The 18594-nt window shown below is 56.0% G+C and carries 17 protein-coding genes and 2 pseudogenes; 13 read left to right on the top strand and 6 right to left on the bottom strand.

The features are described 5' to 3' along the window. The first annotated feature begins 253 nt into the window (after positions 1 to 253). The 4 genes from ACB030_RS18770 to ACB030_RS18755 all read left to right on the top strand — a co-directional run bounded on the left by ACB030_RS18770 (position 254) and on the right by ACB030_RS18755 (position 7280). Positions 254 to 706, top strand: coding sequence for an antitoxin Xre/MbcA/ParS toxin-binding domain-containing protein (locus ACB030_RS18770; RefSeq protein WP_021140686.1), 453 nt, complete (start codon positions 254 to 256; stop codon positions 704 to 706). Positions 707 to 1037: 331 nt separating this feature from the next. Then, positions 1038 to 1616, top strand: a complete 579-nt coding sequence (locus ACB030_RS18765) for a hypothetical protein (RefSeq protein WP_024941319.1) — start codon at positions 1038 to 1040, stop codon at positions 1614 to 1616. Continuing rightward, positions 1609 to 3987, top strand: a complete 2379-nt coding sequence (locus tag ACB030_RS18760) for a site-specific integrase (RefSeq protein ID WP_024941320.1) — start codon at positions 1609 to 1611, stop codon at positions 3985 to 3987. Before ACB030_RS18765 ends, ACB030_RS18760 begins: the two co-directional genes overlap by 8 nt. Continuing rightward, positions 3972 to 7280, top strand: coding sequence for a tyrosine-type recombinase/integrase (locus ACB030_RS18755; RefSeq protein WP_043133683.1), 3309 nt, complete (start codon positions 3972 to 3974; stop codon positions 7278 to 7280). Before ACB030_RS18760 ends, ACB030_RS18755 begins: the two co-directional genes overlap by 16 nt. Before the next feature lie 202 nt (positions 7281 to 7482). Here ACB030_RS18755 and ACB030_RS18750 read toward each other — a convergent pair whose 3' ends face one another. Beyond that, positions 7483 to 8406 carry a WYL domain-containing protein gene (locus tag ACB030_RS18750; protein ID WP_005327394.1) on the bottom strand — a complete coding sequence of 308 codons (924 nt, stop codon included), beginning with the start codon at positions 8404 to 8406 and terminating at the stop codon, positions 7483 to 7485. A 100-nt stretch (positions 8407 to 8506) separates the two neighbouring features. On the opposite strand from ACB030_RS18750, the gene ACB030_RS18745 reads away from it, so the two are divergent. Together ACB030_RS18745 and ACB030_RS18740 are read left to right on the top strand one after the other, a co-directional pair. Then, the gene (locus ACB030_RS18745) at positions 8507 to 8797 is read left to right on the top strand and encodes a DUF4258 domain-containing protein (protein ID WP_041205619.1); all 291 of its coding nucleotides are present in this window, start codon (positions 8507 to 8509) and stop codon (positions 8795 to 8797) included. A gap of 138 nt (positions 8798 to 8935) precedes the next feature. After that, positions 8936 to 9442, top strand: a complete 507-nt coding sequence (locus ACB030_RS18740) for a hypothetical protein (protein WP_005327398.1) — start codon at positions 8936 to 8938, stop codon at positions 9440 to 9442. A gap of 116 nt (positions 9443 to 9558) precedes the next feature. On the opposite strand, the gene ACB030_RS18735 is transcribed toward ACB030_RS18740, so the two are convergent. Further along, positions 9559 to 9771, bottom strand: coding sequence for a helix-turn-helix transcriptional regulator (locus ACB030_RS18735; protein WP_059169687.1), 213 nt, complete (start codon positions 9769 to 9771; stop codon positions 9559 to 9561). Between the two features lie 123 nt (positions 9772 to 9894). Between ACB030_RS18735 and ACB030_RS18730 the strand changes: the two genes are divergently transcribed. The 3 genes from ACB030_RS18730 to ACB030_RS18720 are packed head-to-tail and all read left to right on the top strand — an operon-like array spanning position 9895 to position 12228. Continuing rightward, the gene (locus ACB030_RS18730) at positions 9895 to 10104 is read left to right on the top strand and encodes a hypothetical protein (protein ID WP_042011229.1); all 210 of its coding nucleotides are present in this window, start codon (positions 9895 to 9897) and stop codon (positions 10102 to 10104) included. 11 nt (positions 10105 to 10115) lie between these two features. Further along, complete coding sequence (locus tag ACB030_RS18725) at positions 10116 to 11354, top strand: Arm DNA-binding domain-containing protein (protein WP_005327400.1); 1239 nt, start codon at positions 10116 to 10118, stop codon at positions 11352 to 11354. Then, positions 11338 to 12228 (top strand): HDOD domain-containing protein, encoded by an 891-nt coding sequence (locus ACB030_RS18720; protein WP_336576460.1) that lies wholly within the window; start codon positions 11338 to 11340, stop codon positions 12226 to 12228. The genes ACB030_RS18725 and ACB030_RS18720 overlap by 17 nt, the downstream gene beginning before the upstream one ends. Before the next feature lie 48 nt (positions 12229 to 12276). Here ACB030_RS18720 and ssb read toward each other — a convergent pair. The 3 genes and pseudogenes from ssb to umuD form a co-directional block, all read right to left on the bottom strand. Then, positions 12277 to 12501 (bottom strand): annotated as a pseudogene (ssb, locus tag ACB030_RS18715) (single-stranded DNA-binding protein); the annotation flags it as partial. A 251-nt stretch (positions 12502 to 12752) separates the two neighbouring features. After that, a complete protein-coding gene (gene umuC, locus ACB030_RS18710) occupies positions 12753 to 14012 on the bottom strand; it encodes a translesion error-prone DNA polymerase V subunit UmuC (RefSeq protein ID WP_103859356.1) in 1260 nt (419 codons plus the stop codon). After that, entirely contained in the window at positions 13993 to 14436 is a 444-nt protein-coding gene (umuD, locus tag ACB030_RS18705) for a translesion error-prone DNA polymerase V autoproteolytic subunit (RefSeq protein WP_069785121.1), read from the bottom strand. Before umuD ends, umuC begins: the two co-directional genes overlap by 20 nt. 884 nt (positions 14437 to 15320) lie before the next feature. On the opposite strand from umuD, the gene ACB030_RS18700 reads away from it, so the two are divergent. Continuing rightward, positions 15321 to 16643 (top strand): ADP-ribosylglycohydrolase family protein, encoded by a 1323-nt coding sequence (locus ACB030_RS18700; RefSeq protein WP_069785113.1) that lies wholly within the window; start codon positions 15321 to 15323, stop codon positions 16641 to 16643. Between the two features lie 88 nt (positions 16644 to 16731). Then, entirely contained in the window at positions 16732 to 16896 is a 165-nt protein-coding gene (locus ACB030_RS18695; protein ID WP_182789038.1) for a hypothetical protein, read from the top strand. 123 nt (positions 16897 to 17019) lie between these two features. Here ACB030_RS18695 and ACB030_RS18690 read toward each other — a convergent pair. Then, positions 17020 to 17166, bottom strand: a pseudogene (locus ACB030_RS18690) (integrase core domain-containing protein); the annotation flags it as partial. A gap of 55 nt (positions 17167 to 17221) precedes the next feature. Here ACB030_RS18690 and rmuC point away from each other — a divergent pair. Both rmuC and ACB030_RS18680 read left to right on the top strand, forming a co-directional pair. Continuing rightward, positions 17222 to 17560 carry a DNA recombination protein RmuC gene (gene rmuC / locus ACB030_RS18685; RefSeq protein ID WP_270809147.1) on the top strand — a complete coding sequence of 113 codons (339 nt, stop codon included), beginning with the start codon at positions 17222 to 17224 and terminating at the stop codon, positions 17558 to 17560. Positions 17561 to 17808: 248 nt separating this feature from the next. After that, complete coding sequence (locus ACB030_RS18680) at positions 17809 to 18240, top strand: hypothetical protein (RefSeq protein ID WP_223938543.1); 432 nt, start codon at positions 17809 to 17811, stop codon at positions 18238 to 18240. The last annotated feature ends 354 nt before the right edge of the window (positions 18241 to 18594 follow it).

Genomic DNA, 18594 nt, shown 5'->3' with positions numbered 1-18594 from the left:
CCGCTTTCGGATCCCCTGATAGTCTCTAGTAGGTCTGTGGTCGCTGACATCGTGTTTGTTGGCGCGTTTTTCATATATATGGCGCCATTTTGGCGCAGTTAACTAAACTGCGCCAGTTTTAGTGGCAAGTTTGGCGCAGTTTTGCGGTGGCTTCATAGGTTAACGTTTGGGGTTTGAAAGAGTCCTGCATCGTTGATGGTATGGTTTAGATGGGCTAGTTTAAAGGCGCAATGATACAGGGAGCCGCCTCGCCATGTCCTACGCTGCTTATCGTTCTGTTCGCCAGATCCGCCAACCGAAGGGGCTGATGGCCTCGCTGGCCTTGCCCCAGGAGCTTGTGGGGGCGCATCATCTCATTGTGGCTGGAATGGCTCCCTCCATCGTCAATGAACTGGCTGCGTTGCTGGGCTGCGACGTCAAGATAGTCTGTCAGCTGGTTGGCATTGACCGCTCGACGGTGACACGCAAGCGCACTGCTGCGGCCCTGCTGTCCCGCGCTCAGAGTGCCCGTATCTATTCATTCGTTAGTGTGATGGAGGCTGCGGAGTCGCTGTTCGAGGGGGACAGGGGGAAGGCGCTTGAGTGGTTGAACAAACCTGCCCGGGCGCTGGGAGGAAACCCTCCTGCTACTTTCCTGACGACCGCTGTCGGAGCTCAGGCAGTTATCGATCTCATCGGTCAGATTGAGCATGGCGTCGTCGTTTGATGGCGACCTATCTCGCTGAAGGCGTTACCGCTCGACAGCGGTGTCCAGCATGTGCAGGAGAAAGCCAAGTATTGTTCAATTGACGTCACCCGAGTCAGTCACATTCCCCCTTGCATATCGGCTAAATGATCCCGCTCCCTCGACGATTACCCACTTGGTGAATTGCATCTCCATTCCTGACTTCATTCACAGTACCTGCCTGCGGTAGGCCTGCCATGCGCAGGTTCAGAGGTTCGGTGTGTGGCTGAATCGGTTTATCGCTAAGGAACTGTTTGAAAACAAAATACATTTTTATGTAATGTGTTAGTAACGGGTGATACACGGGGTTTACATGAGGACGAAGGAGTCAGGGAACTATCAGATCCATCCGGCGTTAGTCGCGTTTCGTGAGGCGTGGTTGGAGTTGGGCTTCAAGACTGGGCTGCCGATTGCCGATCAATTCCATACGCTCTGGGAGTCAGCCATTATTCTCTATCGTCCCTTGTCGTCAGGCGATGATGTGGGCAGTGCGCTTATGATCGTAGGGCCATTGTTGCCAGTATTGTCTTGGCCGTCGCCAATCAAACCGCCGCCTGGGCAACGATTGATCCCCTGCGGGCTGAATGAGGGTGAGGTCGAGCAGCATCTGGCCGGGGAGTGGCTGAGGTTGATGACGCTGTTAGGGGAGCCCCGTCTCATCGAATGCAGCCGACGAATTTTCAATCGCGTTCTGACAGACGAGCAGCGTCTTAACTGGTTTCAGAAGAAGCGGTTGTCTCAAGACTATTGGGCCAAGGTGTGCGGGTTGTCCCGGGAACAGCTGGCGCATGCTCAGGAGGCGCTGAGCAAGTCCCGGCAAAAAGACAAAAAGAACGGGATGGTATCGGTGCCCGAACCTAACTTCTTCTTGCAGAGGTTAGCCGATGAGTGATGACCTTTCGCAGGAGCAGGCAGTGGAGGGTCTTGACGCTGAACCCGCCCGTTCCCTTACCCGACAGCTGGTGTTTCCGGAGGCGTTGGCCGAGTGGCACCGGCAAATCCTTGAATCGTTGCAAGCCTGCTGTCAGGGGATCCTGGGATTGGATCCAACACTGACCGCGTTGTTGGCCGCCGAGCTGCAGTGGATCGATTCTGTCTCATCCAAAGAGATGCTGCCCCCATCGCCACTCTCTGCCATGCAAATGCGTGAGCGGTTGAGTAAAGATCGGAGACTCAGCCAATTCTATCTCGTTGACGCCATCTTGGCGGAATTGCGTAGTGGCTATAGCCTCAACGGTGAGCTATTTGCTCAGCTCAAGTCCGTGACGATCCTGGCCGTCTTGGCGTTATCACATATCAATTTTTCTCAGGGTATTGCCGAGCGGGACCAAACGGTCGAAGAGGCGCTGCGCAACGTCAGGCTGATGGCGAACAATCAACGTGAGGTGATGATTAAGGCCCTGTCTGAGGTCGATTTTACGCAGCCGATACTGACGCTATTGCAAGCCATCAAGATCCAGAGAGAGCAATATGCCAATAACAAGCAGGTGAGCGTCAATACAGGGGCCTTGGAGGCCCTACTGAGCCGACTCTATAAGGCGCGAGCCAAAGAGATCAAAACGGGTACCCGGTCAACCGGCGAACGCCAGCGGTTCCAACTGGAGGCGCGTTATCAAGAGCAGCTCGACGAGCGGACCCAAATCCTGTTGCTACGGGAGGTTCTGCTGCAGCGCGGCAAAGTCAAACTGACCGAGTGGGAGGGTGAAGAGGAGCGAGGAACCCTCCCTGAGCAGCAGACGCTGCTGGTGTCCTCTCAGCCACAGGGGTTGATGGATATTCAGGCGAGGGTTTTGCAAAGCGCCTCGGTAGCGCTCTCCATGTCGATGCGTCATCTGCAGTTGCCGGCCAACCTTTGGATTGCCACAGCGTCACAGATCACACGCCTCGTCGATGCCTTGATGCCTCAGGCGGTCGATGAAACGGCGTTGCCGGCGCTGTCGATCCTGCTGCAACTGGTGATGGGCACGAGTAGCGAGGACTTGCACAAGCTGCCGGTCTGGCCGAGTACTGAGATTAAATTGCCTGCTCCTGGCTCTCGATTTGCCGATGACGACGGACCCTCAAAGAATGCCAGTGGTATTTGGCGGCTTCCTCATGGGGCGTATCTACAACGCTATGTAGAGGTTGCCCACAGCCGAGTGCATAGGAAATTGCACTCTTTTTTGCCAAAGAGCGACTTATTCTTGCAGCTACCTTTGCCAAAATGGGCCACTCATTTATTGGTTGGACACGGTTGGAGGACATTGAGTAGTAGCGCGCAGGTGGATTGTTTAGCGCGAGCAAATGAGCGAGCTGGCACGGCCTTGACCATGCGACAGCTGCAAAACTACCAGCGTGCTTGGTTGCAAAGAGAGGGGATTGATAGCGCCATTGCCGGTATCCTGCGTGGCAAGGCGGCTCAGCAATGTTCCCCTATGGCCTACAGTCATGTGCCACGTAAAGACGTGTTGCAGATCTGGCGCCGTTATTTGGCCTCCATGGGGATGACCGCGGTGGTGCTGGCACCGGAATTAGAACAAGGAGCTGTCGGATCACGCCTCTATCCTAGCGTTGGCGAGCTTGCTCGACTCCTAGGAAATTATCAGCAGTACCTCTGTGCACGACTCAGTGGGTCACGGCAGCAGCGTCCAACGCTGACGCAATATCATAACCTCCTCGTGCGCCACAGTTTGTTGATCCTCCATCTTTCTACTGCCGCCAGGCCCGTGACGGAGATGTACGGCAGGCGTGGTGATTACTGCCTCATCAGTCGCTTTATCCGGCTGACAGACAAAGAGGGACGATCTGTGAGCTCGGCAAGGTTGGTGCCATTGTCAGCGTTGGCAGTGCAGCAACTGCAAGCCTGGGAGCGCTATTTGACATATTTGGCATGTCAGCGTGAGCCGCTGCTTGCGCCGTTAGTGTCGGCGGCGGAGCAAGCATTGAGTGGAGCTGGAGCGCTCCTGTTCTGGGCGGTCGAGGCCAAAGATGGCAGCCTGGAAGGCACAGAAATCGTCACCCCAAATTCGATGATGAGGCAGTTCGAAAATCTGTTGCCCCTGGCGCCAAACTGGCATCGCCATTCGGTGCGCAGCCACCTGCTGGAGCAAGGCGTGGCCACCGAGTTTATCGATGCGCTGCTTGGTCATGAGGAGATGGGGACAGAGTTCACAAACCAGTACAGTAGTGCGGCGTTGAGCGATCTATTTACCCTGACGGACGTGCTGGACAAATGGCATCAAACCCTCGGGTTGAAGGTGATGGGCGAATGGACAATCCACTGATCGATTGGCGTGAACAGCTTCGAAAGGAAGATGAGCGTGCAGCGAACGTTCTTCGGTCTGGTCGGGCTATGCGTCGGGATCGTCTCAAACGTGCTCAGGTGCAAATAGAGCGTCGAGCACTGGATGCGCTGTTGCAACATTTGCCCGGCCTATTCAAGGAGCCAGCCGATGTCCGAGGGTTTGAGTATCTGTGGCCATTGGCGATGAGCACGTTGACGGGCAAGTATAGGCGACAGTCTGAATTCAAGGCTGGGCTGCGAGCCATCCTGCTTTGCCTGCAGCAGGGCAATACCAGCGGGTATTGGCAGTTGCCGTTGCCGACAATCCCCCTGACGGTGCTTCGGCGCCCGCTACCTTACACTGAAAAGTGGTTTGACAAAGCGCAGCGCTGTAGTCAAGCGCTGCTGAACTGGCATAGACAGATCGAGGCCCGCGACACTAGCCTGATCGAAGCTGAAGATTTACTGGCCGACATTCTTCATAGCGCGGTGTTTTACTGCGGTGTACACCAGACGGCGATTTTGCACGCACTGATGCTGGCCATCGCTGAGCGGCGAAGATTATGCACGAATGGCTCAGTTGTTTGGTTGCCTTTGACGTTAGAGAGCAAGGCGTTGGCCACCAATGCGCACGATAGAGCAGGGAAGGGGGTTACCGAGCTCCAGATTTTCCTAAGCCTGCCGACTCTGGGGTTGGTACAGCGCTGGTATCGTCGGCGCGGCAAAACGTTTGAGCTTGCCGTTGAGCTCGACACATTCAGCTTATGGGCCCAGAGACATCTGACTGCACCCCTGCGCGGGATCAAAGAGTTTTGCCAAGGGGCGAGTCTGGTAACCGGTGGGCAAGCCGGGGTCCGCTGGCCACAGATCCTGACTCATGTGGCATCTGGGGCGTTACACAGTGTACCGCTGCCTCATGAAAACTGGCTTTCACTGCATCATCCGACGGTTGCGGATGGTCACCAAGTGGTGTGTTTGGCGCAGGAGGCGAGTACCGGATTAGTCGATAACCTGACGGCAGGCAGTTCCAAGCGTTGGCGCTACCATGGCGAAGACCACCCTTATTCATCCTTACTGGCTCGGTTGCGAACGGTGTTGGCGGAAAAGGAGAGCGCGACTCGCAAGCAGACGAAGGCAAGCTGCCTCGCAGGACTGAACCGGTTGCGCAATGAGCAGACCCTCAGCAAGTCAGAGCAGATCCTGGTTGGGTGGCTACATCAATGCATCGCAAAGAACAAAAACAAGCCTTCGACGCTGCGCAGTTACCTTAGTCGCGGTGGTCAGCAATGGCTTGTTCGGTGCTTTGATCATGATCTCGGCTTATGGGATGGCGATCGTTTTCTGAGCTGTTATCGAGCATTGCTGGAAGAGTATGGGGGGACTTCAAATCTGGTCGTCGACCCGGCGCTCTCTGGTGCGGTTGAACGGACGGACCTGGAAAGATCCTCCTCCGCAGAGCCGGAAAGTTCCTCTTCCGAGGCGCCCGTTAGCCAAAAGAATGCTGTCAGCTACATGGCTGCACGCTTGACCAGCCTGCACAGCTATGCGGTGGCGAGTTACCACTTGGCCCCATTGCCGGAGGAGCTGGTCCCGCGCGAGCGCCAGAGGCCCCATGTGCGTGCCACCTATCTCAGTGAACCTCTCTTTCGACAGTTGCTGCGTGGAATGGAGCGGATGACGCACACCTCATCGAGTTACCGAGAGTGTCTGAGCGCGTTATACATCGTGGCTTATCGTGCTGGACTGCGCTTGAGCGAGATCCAAAAGCTCAGGTTAAAAGATATCGAACGCAGTCCAGAGTGCTGGCTATATATCCGCGATACCCGGCTTGATGATGGCAAGAGTGACAGTGCCACCCGCAAGATCCCCCTGGGGGTCTTGCTGACCCCGGAAGAGCGTACTCGATTGGATGCGTACTTGTCTGGGTTATGGCCGCGAAAGGCGAAAAACGCGAACGCGCTGGCGTTTCCCTCACAGAGCGGTTGGTTGATACCGATGTCGGATGAAGAGATCAGGGGGCCGTTAACCAGTATCCTTCGGCAGGTTGGTGGGAAATACTATACATTCCATCATCTGCGGCATACGGCATTGAGCCGCCTACAACTGCTGCTACATCACGAAGCTCTGGCACTGCACAGTTTGCCAGGGTGGGCACATTTCCTGCCTTGGTCGGCCGCACAGTGTACCTCTATCTACCAGACCATCACACACTCATCCACTCAGGGGGATTATTGGGCGCTGGCCCAGTTTGCTGGCCATCAGAGCCCGGAGACGACGTTGCACTCATATTTGCATTTTACCCACTGGGTCAATGCAGCGTGTCTGTTGCAGGCCAAGTACGACTGGTCTTTGTCACTGCGACACCACTTCACCGGGCTGTCTCGTGCAAAGCTCACACAGAACGACTGGTTGGAGGGGCCCTTGACATGGCAGCGCTGCCGGGAGGCCCTGCTCCAGTCGCTTTCGCCTTATCTTCAACAGGTCTCCTGGGTCCTGATGGAGTGTGCACCTTACCCTCCCTTGGTTAAACACAAGCTGGATTTTGATGCCGCTCTGGAGCTGATCGCACGGTTCGCACGACATGAAGATATCACCGATCAACTCAATCGTTATCAACTCACACCCGCTATGGTCGATGAGTTAGTTGAAAAAATTCATTTACTTAAAGCATTTAAGACTCAGCGGGGAGCACAGCGATTGCTCTACTCAACGTCACATCATCTGAATTTGCTTCCTGGAGCCTTGCGCAGTCATAAGGAGCAAATCGAACTCCGTAAAGTGGTTAAACTGGCTCGCCAGGTCTATCGCGAGCAACGAGCGGCTTTCATCGAATGGATTGGCTATCTGCTAGTCCGAAGCAATACTCGCAACACTGGGATCCCCTTCACGGATCCACAGATGTTGCAAGCCTTCCTGAGTGTGACGGTATTACTGCTGCCAGCGACACGGATTGCGATCGAGGTACGATGTGGCGCCAAACGGAGTGAAAAAGCCCCATGGCGGGAGGTCATCTCACGCTATCGCGTGAAGAGTGAATTCATTGAAAAAAGTGGGGCTAACCGGGCACTACTGCGAATAATTCATCCTGACGAGGCGGGTATCTGTCAGCGTTCTACTGAGCGGCAGCAAAATGCTGACACGGTAAAACCAATGGCGCGCTACAGCACTCCATTGCTACGGACAGTCGCCTATGTCGTGGCGCTGAAAGTAATGAGCATCCAAGAGCTGGTATCGCTAGGTAACAAGAAGAAAGCCGACTTTGCACGTCAAACCGCGCGTGAGCTTACAGATTGAACATGCAACATGCTGAAATAGAATAAAATCTATTTGCTTCGCCATTTTGCCAGCTGCCTGACCACTGCGCGCTGCGCATCTGACGACCTGAAACGCCCTCATCACGGATTCTTGGACGCCTGATCATCGTCGACGCTCATTCTCACGGCGGGGCATAACTGTCTGGCAGTAGGGATCCCCGTCCGTTAGGGTGGGGAGTGTATTAACGTGGCAGCACAAGCAAATCTGCACTCTTGAGCTTGAAGGTACAGCCTTGCTCGATCAGCTCCTCTCGATTTGCCAGCACCAGCGGGTAGAGCAGAGGATGTTGTTGGTGTTCGCCGTTATAGCTCACCTGCATCCGTTCCAGTGCATAGTGCATCAAAGGGATGCGCTGGCTGATCAACAGCTTGCCATCTGCCATGGCGTAGTCGCTGGCAATGATGGCTTGCTGTCCTTCGCTGAGGGCTGGATTGGGGATAACGATGGCGGTGACCCGGGTGTTCCACTCCCGATCCTGATCCCGGCCGTGGGGGGAGGCATCCAGCAGATCTGGTTCGCCGCGAAAACGACTCATCACGAAGTCCAGATATTCCCCTTTCTTCTCGCAGTAGGCGCGCACGTGCCAGCGGATCCCGTCATAGACCAGGGTATGGGGCACGATATTGCGGCCGCTCTGCGCCTCTGAGCTGAGCGACACGTAATCGACATCGACCCGCAGTTGGCCGCGCGCCGCCTGCACCAGACCACGCACGATTTTCGGGTCGATATGGCGGTTGGGCACATCCAGGATCTCGATATGGCCGTAGCGCAGGTCCATCAGCGGCAGGGTTAACAGGCCCGCTTCATGTTGGCGCTGGTGCTGCTTCTCACGGTGCAACAGCATCAGGTACTCATCGACGTTGCCTTCACTAAAGCGCGGCACAAAGTGGTCGGTGGGTTTGTATCCCTTCAGACTTTTGTCATAGACCAGCCCGTCCGGTGCATAGTGAGTCAGGTAGTGATTGATATCCCGTGACGCTTGCTGGCGACCGATATTGAAGGCGGTCATCAAATGATTGGTGGTCAGCCGTCCTTCCCATTGCAATACGATTTCCAGCAGACGAAAACGCAGGGTTTGATCCCAGGTGAGCTCTTTGGGTGCCATATCTGTTCCAAAATGCGACATGTGTATGTAACCAGTATCGGCATGAGTATACAGGCTACATATAATCAATCCATCGAGATGAACGTTACAGGAGTATGTCATGAACGGAAAGCTGGACAGTGCATACAGCCATCACGCCGCGTGCCGGATGCCGCAGCGTGGTATTGATCCCGAGTGGGTGGAGCTGCTGCTGAGCAGCGGGCGCTCTGCGTATCACCAGGGCCGCGAAGTGGTTTATCTCGATCGCAAAGGCGTGGCTATGCTGCAAGCCGAGTGCGGATTGCCCGCACAATGCTGTCAGCGACTACGTCGTCACTATCTGGTCCAACAAGGCGGCGAGATTGTCACCGTCGGGCATAAAACCGCTCACTTCAAACGCGATCGGCACTGAGGCACCATGAACCCAACGCGGTTATCAGATCAGGCAAGCATGCCCCTGATCAGGGGGATATGTTGCTTGTTGTCAGCCGAGCGAGTGACGACGCTGACCGCTTTACTAGCCAACGGCGCATGTCACCAACAGGGTAAGATGTCACCGCTGGCGATGATGGCGGCATTGGCCATCCATATCGAGCAACACCGGTTGGATCGCACGTTACTGCCCATCGACCAGGGGCGTGAGCAACTGATGGCCGGTGCTGCCGACTTGCTGGGGAGGGACGCCCGCTTTGAAGATCAGGATGCGTTTCGCCTGTTGGCGCTACTGCTCGACAAATTGCTGCGGGGAGGGCGTGGCAGCCGTCCGGCCAAGCAGGATGGACTCACGGTAAGTGTGATGGAGTTGCGGGCGCTGGCGGTCAGATCCCCGAATAGTGATGCCGTGGTGCGTGGCAGCTGGCGGCGCAAATCACGCAACCAGCTGGGCCACGCCAGCTGGCTGGATGTGGTAGAGGCTGCACTTTGGTGCTTCTGGCATGGGGATGACCTGGCCAGTGGCGAAGTATTGCTCGGGGTATTGCTGGGCCGGGATGAGCGCGTACGGTTGGTCTATGGTCTGCTGGCCGGTGCTTTCTATCTGTCAGATCGGACGGATTGAAGAGGGAGCCCAAAGCCCAAGACTCTCAGTTCCGCTGATTTTGTGTGAAATGCAGCAACTACTCAGCAATGGGCTGGTTTACATCGGCCAGTATGAATTGATAGCAATAACAGCCTTCACTGACTGGTAGATCCTTGAATCTCGAACAAATCCCCAACATTGATATCTAAGTGGCGACATAACTGTTCTATCACATCCAGTTCTATCCGTGTCGCAGTTTCATTGTAGAGACGGTGAATGGTGTTCCGGTTTATACCTGTTTCTCTAGCTACTTCAGCAACTTTCAACTTTCGCTCACCTAAAATTCTCGACAAGTGGCACTTAATCATTACTCCTCCATAAAAAAAATACCCACAGCGTAGCAAAATGTCTTGCAAGGGTGTTTAAAGGTGCTAAAGTCTCTCCTGTAGTGCATATGGTGTCTTTGAAGAGAATAAAGCGAGGATATGATTATGGCATACACCTATCTGACAACAGAAGAGCTCTCTGCACGGATCAAGTTTGATCCGCGTACCATCCGCAACCAGCTCAAGGATTCCGTGCTGCTCGAAGGGCTGCATTACATTCGCCCGTTTGGGGGACGCAAGCTGTTGTTCCTTTGGGAGCCGATCGAAGAGGAGATGCTCAAGCACAGCGCCACGTTCGAATCTTTCCAAGGCTAGGGGGTGGCAAGATGGCGTCTATTTTCAGTCTCAACCAACGGCTGTATCTCGATTTTACCTTCAAGGGCAAACGTTGTCGGGAACGGACCGGCCTGCCGGATAGTGAGCAAAATCGTCGCAAGCTCAAGCAGTATTGTGAGCGGATGGAGGCTCAGATCACGCTGGGGCAGTTTGATTTCTGCAAGGCGTTTCCCAATAGCCCTCGCTTTGACTATTTCGCCAACCAGGCCAAGCGGGAAGCGGTATTGTTGGCGGGGTGCCCCTTGCTGCGCGATTTCGCCGAGCAGTGGTATGCCGAAAAGGCGGCAGAATGGCGCACCTCCCAGCGGGAGACGGTACGCGACATTCTCGATGGTCACCTGTTGCCGCAGTTTGGCAACCAGCCGCTGAGCCTGATCGACAAGGGCGCTATTTTGGCATTCCGGGCGCAGGTGACCCAGTTGCCCGGGCGCAGTGGCAAGCCGATCTCCGCCTCGCGGGTGAATCACATCATGACGCCGCTGCGGATGATGCTGACTGATGCGGCCGACCGCTACGGCTTTATCTCTCCTTGGCGCAATATTCGGGCGCTCAAAATCCCCCGTACTACCATCATGCCGTTCAGTCTCGACGAGATAGGTGACATCGTGGCCACGGTGCGGGCGGATTATCGCCCTTACTACATCACCCGTTTTTTCACCGGCTTGCGTTCTAGCGAGATCCACGGGTTGACCTGGCGCCATGTCGATTTTGAGCGCCGGCAGTTGCAGATTTATCAAGCCTGGGTGCGCGATGAATTGATCCCGACCAAGACCGATGGCTCCTACCGGACGGTGCAAATGAGCGAGCGGGTGTATGAGGCACTGCTGCTTCAGCGCAGCCGGCAAGGGATTGATGTCACTCCGGATCACTTTGTGTTTTGTAACCGCAATGGCCGTCCGCTGGAGGATCGCAATGTGGCGAACCGGATCTGGTATCCGTTATTAGCTTTGCTCGATCTGGAGAAGCGCAAGCCTTATCAGACTCGGCACACGGCCGCGACCCTCTGGCTGGCATCCGGGGAGAGCCCGGAGTGGATTGCCCGGCAGTTGGGCCACAACAGCACGCAAATGCTGTTTCGGGTCTATTCCCGCTATGTGCCGGATCTGTCGGGGCGCGATGGGCATGCCTTTGAGCAGATGCTCAGTCGCTATGAGCCGACCGCATCGGGTCAGCGCGATGAGAGCACTACCATCCTTAACGAGGAGATCCACCATGGCCCACGTCATTAATCGGCAGGAACCTGGTCCATTGCTGTGGGCAACGCGCTTGCATTGCCTTGAGGGGCATTTGGAGCAGTGGCAACTGTGGACGCCCGGTGACACCCAGTTGGTGGTGGTGTCGCACAGTGAGATGGCTCATATCGAGCCCAGTGGCCAGCTGGTGCGCTGGCGGCTTGCCGCCCAGCCGTCTGCTCCGGTCGGCCTGCCTACGCAGGGGATTGCGGGGATGACCGGCGAGGCCGCCCGCCAGCTGTGGCTGTTTCACCTCGAGCAGGCACGGTCAGCCGCTCATGGCCAGATGATAGAGCAGCTATGGCAATTTTATGCTGGCCTGCCCAGTGGCGGGGTTCGTCAATTTGTCCAGGGGCTGCTGTTTGATAAACCCTTTATTGCCGCCTTCTATCGCGGCAAAGCGAGTCATCACCACCACCATGACTACGAGGGCGGCTTGCTGGAACACAGTGTTGAAGTGGCGCTGACGGCCAGGATGCTCTGCCAGCAATACCAGCTCGACAGCCGCACCGCCGACGTGGCCTTTTTGGGCGGGCTGTTGCACGATGTCGGCAAGCTCTACCTTTACTACAACAACAGCAGCGGAGAGGGGATCTGCTCCTCCCATGAGGCGCTGAACTTTATGAAGCTGGAGCCTTACCTCGAGCCATTGATGGCGCAAGAGCCGCGGGTGTTTGAAGCGCTGACCGCCTGCCTGTCGGCCTCGGTGGGCAAGCAGCAAATCCAGTACATGCCTGAAACCATCGTGAAGATGGCCGATCGCCTGTCAGCCGAGGTGTACCACTGGCGGCGGGTGTTTGTGGGCTTACCCGACTTTTACTGGTTTCACAAATCCGATGAGGATGCCCGGATCTACAAACGGCTGGGATGAGCGAGGCCTGTTGGGCGAGTTCGTAAAGAAACAGGGCCGCCATGTGCGGCCCTGTTTGAGGTACTGACCGGCAATCTCACCAATCTTGCCTATAAACACCACCCGGTGCCATTCGGTCCGCTCTTGCTGTTGGCCGGTTTGCCGATCACGCCAACTCTCGGAGGTCGCCAGACTGATGGTGGCCACCGCCCCCCCTTGTGCCATCTGCCGCACCTCCGGCTCCTGGCCAAGATGGCCGATCAGCATGACTTTGTTGATACCCCGAGTTGCCATATTTGCTCCAATTTTTTTATAGATAGAAAGTCGGCGGGGTCACGATCGCAATATCGAATTGCGCCGGTTGAAAGGGTGCGCCCCTCCACACTTACTCGCCCTCGACGGATTGACTCTTGGTGCGGGTGAAGAGGGTGAGTGATGCATCGCCCTCCGCAATCGGGAACCACCATACCCGCGACTCCCCATCACGTAGCTGTGACCATTTGGTGCCGGGGGCGGCTTTCGCCTTGTTGAGGGAGGGGAGGAGGTCAACGTGCCACCGGCAGATCTTCCCAACGGGTGGTGTAACAGGGGCTCAGGTGCGCTTGGCGCATCATCCACTCGGGTGACCCCGTACCCTGACTGGCAAAGCCGACTTTTCCCAATCCTTTGGCCTTGATCTGATCGAGCACCGCCATCAGCGCATCCGATTGAGGGGAGGGCGAGGCAAACAGATCGGCCTGTTGCTGCCCCTTGGGGGTGAACTCACTGAGCATCACGCCCGCTTTTTGATAGCGATGGCCGTCGCGCCAAATTTGCGGTAGCAGCACGCTCACTTGCTGCAGCAGCAAACGGGTGTCATCGGTTGGGCAGACCAGCCGAACGCCGGCCTGCTCGCTGTAATAGGGGGCCTGCTCATCAAACGGGCTGGTGCGCACAAACAGGTGCACCCGCTGGCAGCACATTTCCTCCGCCCGCAGCTTCTCGGCAGCGCGAGCCATAAACCCCGCCAGGGCTTGTGCCATTGCCGCGCACTCGGTGATCCGCTCGCCAAACGAGCGGCTGGAGAGGATCTGTTGCTTCGCCACCGGTTCAACGGCCAGCTCTGCGCAAGGCAGGCCACGTAGCTCCTGCACGATCCGCTCGACCACCACGCCGAATTGGGCGCGCAACCTTTTGGCATCACTGGCGACCAGATCGGCCACCGTGTGTATGGCTTGCCGTTGTAACTTGACCGTCAAGCGGCGACCAATCCCCCACACCTCCTCCACCGGGGTGATCGCCATCAGTCGGGCCCGGCGCAGTTCATCGTGCAAATCGACCACGCCGCCGGTGGCAGGCCACTTTTTGGCGGCATAGTTGGCCAGTTTGGCGAGGGTCTTGGTGGGGCCAATGCCGACCCCGACCGTGAGGCCGGTCCACTGCAGCACCCGCTGGCGGATCTGCTGCCCATAGGCGGTGAGATCCCCGGCAAACGACGCCGACAACGCCAGAAATGCTTCATCGATGGAGTAGACCTCCAGCTCAGGGGCCATGGTCTCCAGCGTGCTCATCACCCGGCTCGACATATCACCATAGAGGGCATAATTGGAGCTGAACGCCACCCCGCCATGCGCCTCAAACGGCTCGCGTATCTGAAAGTAGGGCACCCCCATCTTGATGCCCATCGCCTTGGCTTCGTAAGAGCGAGACACCACGCAGCCATCGTTGTTGGAGAGCACCACCAGTGGTCGCCCACGCAGCTCGGGGCGAAACAGCCGCTCACAACTGGCGTAGAAGTTATTAACATCAACCAGCGCAATGGCCATCACGCTGCCTCAAATTACCGATCACATGGGTCACCACCCCGAACAGCTCAAACCCTTGCTCGGCATCCACCGCCAGCGGGGCAAAGGCTGGGTTGGCGGGCAGCAACGCGAGCCGGGGGGTGAGTTGCAAGATCTTCACCGTAAAGCCGCCATCGAGCAGTGCAATCACCACGTCACCGTGGCGGGCGGTCAGGCTCTTATCGACCACCAACACATCACCGGGAAAGATACCGACCCCGGTCATGCTCTCCCCCTCGGCACGCAGGTAGAAGGTGGCGGCCGGATGGCTGATGCAGTGACGATTGAGATCGAGACTGCCTTCCAGATAGTCGCTGGCGGGGCTGGGAAAGCCGCAAGAGGCCCGCTGCAAGAACAGCGGCATGGCCACCTCAGTGGCTGAAAGGTCTGGGGTGAGTAGGTTCATCATGCTGCAAGGCTGTATATCCATACAGCCATTATAAAACCCAATGTTTGCATCAACGCAAGTTTTGGTTGGCCAGGATCGCGTAGCATGGCCTCAATCGGTAACAACATGGTCAATGGAAGATGACGAGACGAAGGAAATATATCTGCCCGGCCTGCAGGCAAAAGAGTGGTGTTGATATCGTCTATGGCATGCCGTCTGAAGAATTGGTCGCGATGAGCGATCGCCGTGAAGTGGCATTGGGGGGCTGCTACATTGAGATCGGCTACTCGATGGAGTGGTGTTGCACCCTCTGTCAGCATGAGTGGCGCATTAAACGTAGAAAACCGACTGCGCAAACGGAGTAACCCACCGCCAGTGGGAAGGGGCGTGGGTGGCTAGCCCCTGCAACCCGGTTTTGCGGCAACGGGCTGCAACATGCTCGCAGCAGAGCCGCGAACATCTGCCTGAAAATGGTACATGTGCAAAACCTCAGTATCGGAGCAGGGCGGCGAACACAGTACCCTTAACTAGGTACACATCAGAGGAAACCGGCGATGGACCGCAGACGACAGCATCGAGATCAGGTTCACCTTGGCCGACAGTCATCACGAGCGAGGTGGCGTGGGTTAGCCCTGTTCGGTGTGCTGGCGGGCTGGTTGTTTGCTCATCCTGCGCAAGCGGCCAACTGCACCTATCGGCAAGATGCATTGGGCCATACCCGCTACCGGTGTGACGATGGCAAACAGGGCACCCTGCGTGAGGATGCGCTCGGCTGTTAATCAGCAGGTTGCAAGGGGATGCTACTCCTTCTTTTATAGGGCTTTTCTGCATCATTCGCTCGCAACAGTCTTCAGTCTTGCCGGAGCGTTGGTGCATATATCTCTTCCATGGACATTACACGTATGAAAAACAGACAGAGTGCCGCCAAGGGATGTCTGCTTGGCCTCGCTATTGGCGATGCATTGGGTACAACCCTAGAGTTTGCTCCCCGTGATAGTTACACGGCATTGACAGATATGATCGGGGGGGGGCCATTTAAGCTCGAAGCTGGTCAATGGACCGATGATACCAGCATGGCCTTGTGTTTGGCTGACAGCCTGTTGGCATGTCATCGACATGATCCACTCGATCAGTTAGCTCGCTATCAACGTTGGTATCGGCAGGGTGAAAACTCAGTGACAGGTTATTGCTTTGACATTGGTAGTACCGTCAGAAGGGCACTACGCCAGTATGGTCATAGTGGCGACCCTTATCCTGGCAGTGAAGATGCCATGAGTGCAGGAAACGGCAGCTTGATGCGATTAGCGCCCATTGTGCTCTTTTACAGTCAGCATAGGGTGCAAAAAAGAGAGAATGCTCTGCAATATCTCTTGAATATGGTTGCACTGAGTTCTCGTACTACCCATGGTGAGGCTCGGGCCGTTGCGGCGTGTCAGTTGATGGCACTGTTTATTGATAAGGCGTTGCTCATCGATCCCTCCCAAGATGCTGGCAAAGATGCGGTTCTGAAACTGACAGAGTCTGAGTTGAGTGCGTTGGGAGTATTGCCGGAGGAGATAGACGCGATCGCGTGTGGAACTTATCGCCACAAGACTCGTCACGAGATTTCCAGTAGTGGTTATGTTGTGCACAGCCTGGAGGCGGCACTATGGAGTTTCTGGCATAGCACTACATTTGCCGAAGGTGCTTTGCTGGCTGCCAATCTAGGGGATGATGCCGACACTGTGGCTGCTATCTATGGCCAACTGGCCGGTGCCTATTATGGCGAAGAAGGGATCCCGGCTAGTTGGCGTGAGCGTTTAGCCTGGTATGACAAGATTTCTGATATGGCACTGACGCTACATGACGCAAATACCTGTCGCTTGCCTCAGGACTGCGAATTGGCCGAACTGGTTATACGTATGCAAGGTGTGGTGGAGCAGAGTGAGGATGAGCAGACGTTGGTGCTTGCTTCTGCCTGCTATGAGCTGGGAATCATGCAGCCAACTGGTTTGGATTGGCCGCAAGCCAGCGTTGTAATGGCACCGCAGTCATCCCTGACACCAGCAGAGCAAGAGCAGGCACAGAGTGCCGTGATTGCGACCTGGTCCAGGCTCGACTGCTGCTGCATGTTGACCGCACTCATTCGGATGGATCGTTTTTGCGACAACCTTCTCTATGATGCTGTGCGTAGTGGTCTTGTTGCCATGATATTGCAGAGATTTTCTCAACTATTGGTGGTTTGATTGGGTTTTATTGGATCTCTTACCGCTTCGTTGCCACAGCGATAACAACCGCAAACAACACCAGCGTTTTCTAGATGATGTGGCGGAGGTGAGCGAGCAACATCAGGCCTGGATTGTTGTTTATGCGATCTGCCCGTGTTGCGATCTTTATGCGCTGGGCATGGATCTGGAGACCGGTTACCCCTTTACCGAGGTTGATGGGCAGACCACCACCATTCACGAGCTCACTTCAAGGCCAGAATGGCGATGGTAAAACGCATTCCTGCCTGAAAACACGACATGTGCAAAACCCCAGTATCGAAGCTGCGCGGCAGGCCCGGTATAGTCAGCCGAGACCACTGGATTTGACCCCATAGGTCCAGACACTTTTTCCCGCTTAGGGTTGTGATACCCGACTGCGCAGAAATTCCCGTGGTGAACGGTATCCCAAGGCGCTGTGCGGGTGGTGCTCGTTATAATGCTCAAACGCGATAGCCAAATTGCCTACCGCTGTTCGGCTATCCGGTTTTGGCATCATCTCGATACTGGTCTCGCATACAACCCTGATCCCCATCCTGCGCACGGTATCAAATCTGTGGATGATCGAGCGCAGCAATACCGAGGCCCGCGAGATCAGTGAAAAAGCCGGCGACATCTACAACCAGGTCTGCCTTGTTGCCGAACGTCTGAGCAGCTTGGGCGGCACGCTCAACACCGCCAGCAATCACTACAACAACACGGTCAAGGCGCTGGTGGGCAAACAAGGGCTGTATGGCAAAGTGGAGAGATTCAACAAACTCTCGGCGAAGGCCAGCAAGACACTGCCGCAACTGGACACCGTGCATATGGACTTCGAACTGGATCGGCTGTCATTGATCGTCGAGGCACTGGAAGAGCCCGGCACGATCGCCATTGAGGAAACGGCGACGACGGCATAGCCCGTTAAAGTTGCAGTTTGCGTTAAACAATCAAGGCGCCCCAGGCGCCTTGATTGTCTGGGCTGCAAATCCTTACCGCCGTCATCCAACAGACATCAAGAACCGATGAATGCCGGCGCGGTGCTCAGGCCCCCCGCATCTGCTCCAAAATGCGACATGTTCATGTAACCAGTATCGGCGTGGGGTTACAGGCGGCATATACTGAGCCCGCTTGAAGAGAGTCCCAACCCGTATCAAGGAGCACGCTTATGACACCCTCGTTATCTCTGCTTGGCGTGTGCGCCTGCGCCCTGTTACTGCTGGTGGCCGAGAGTGCCGGGGCCGCCGACTGCACCTATCGCAAAGACAGCCTCGGCAACACCCGTTACCAGTGTAACGATGGCAAGAGCGGCACTCTGCGCAAAGACAGTCTTGGTAACGTCAGAGACTCGGAAAGTGGCACCACCTGGCGCAAAGACTCCCTCGGCAATGTCCGCAGCAGCGAGGGCACCACCTATCGCAAAGACAGTCTGGGCAATGTGCGTGTCAGTAATCCCGGCACCGGCGCTACAGTTACCTGGCGCAAAGATAGCCTCGGCAACCTGCGATCTTCCGATGGCACCACCTGCCGCACCAACTCCTTGGGGCAGGTCAGGTGCGATGGTCCGAGTACACCGCCAGCTGTGTTTGGTGCAAAGTGAACTCAGGCTGTAGTTCTGACCTGCGAGACCGCCAAGATGAATCGCTGACGCAGCGTGCATTTTGGCCAAACAGTAGAAATGATCGATTTTGGTGACCTGGCTTCATAGAGCAATCGCCCTCTGAGGGGTAGAATGACGCTCCTTTGATAGCTTGAACTGAGCGCCGTTAAGGTCAATAGAGCACTTATGAGTAGCGAAGAACACCAGGTTAAGCTGGGCTTTAAATTTGGTAAAAATGGGGCTCACTCGGCTAGAAGCTTGATGTATAGCGAGCTAAAAACGCTGCTGGATGGTCGCCCTGAGCAGGCAACCCGGCATGACTATCAGCAAGATATCGAGCTTTACAATGTGCTG

The organism is Aeromonas sp. S16(2024) (genome assembly GCF_041403065.1).
GTDB lineage: Bacteria > Pseudomonadota > Gammaproteobacteria > Enterobacterales > Aeromonadaceae > Aeromonas.
Note: the sequence above shows the minus strand (reverse complement) of the source record. Positions and strands in the feature narration are given on the sequence as shown.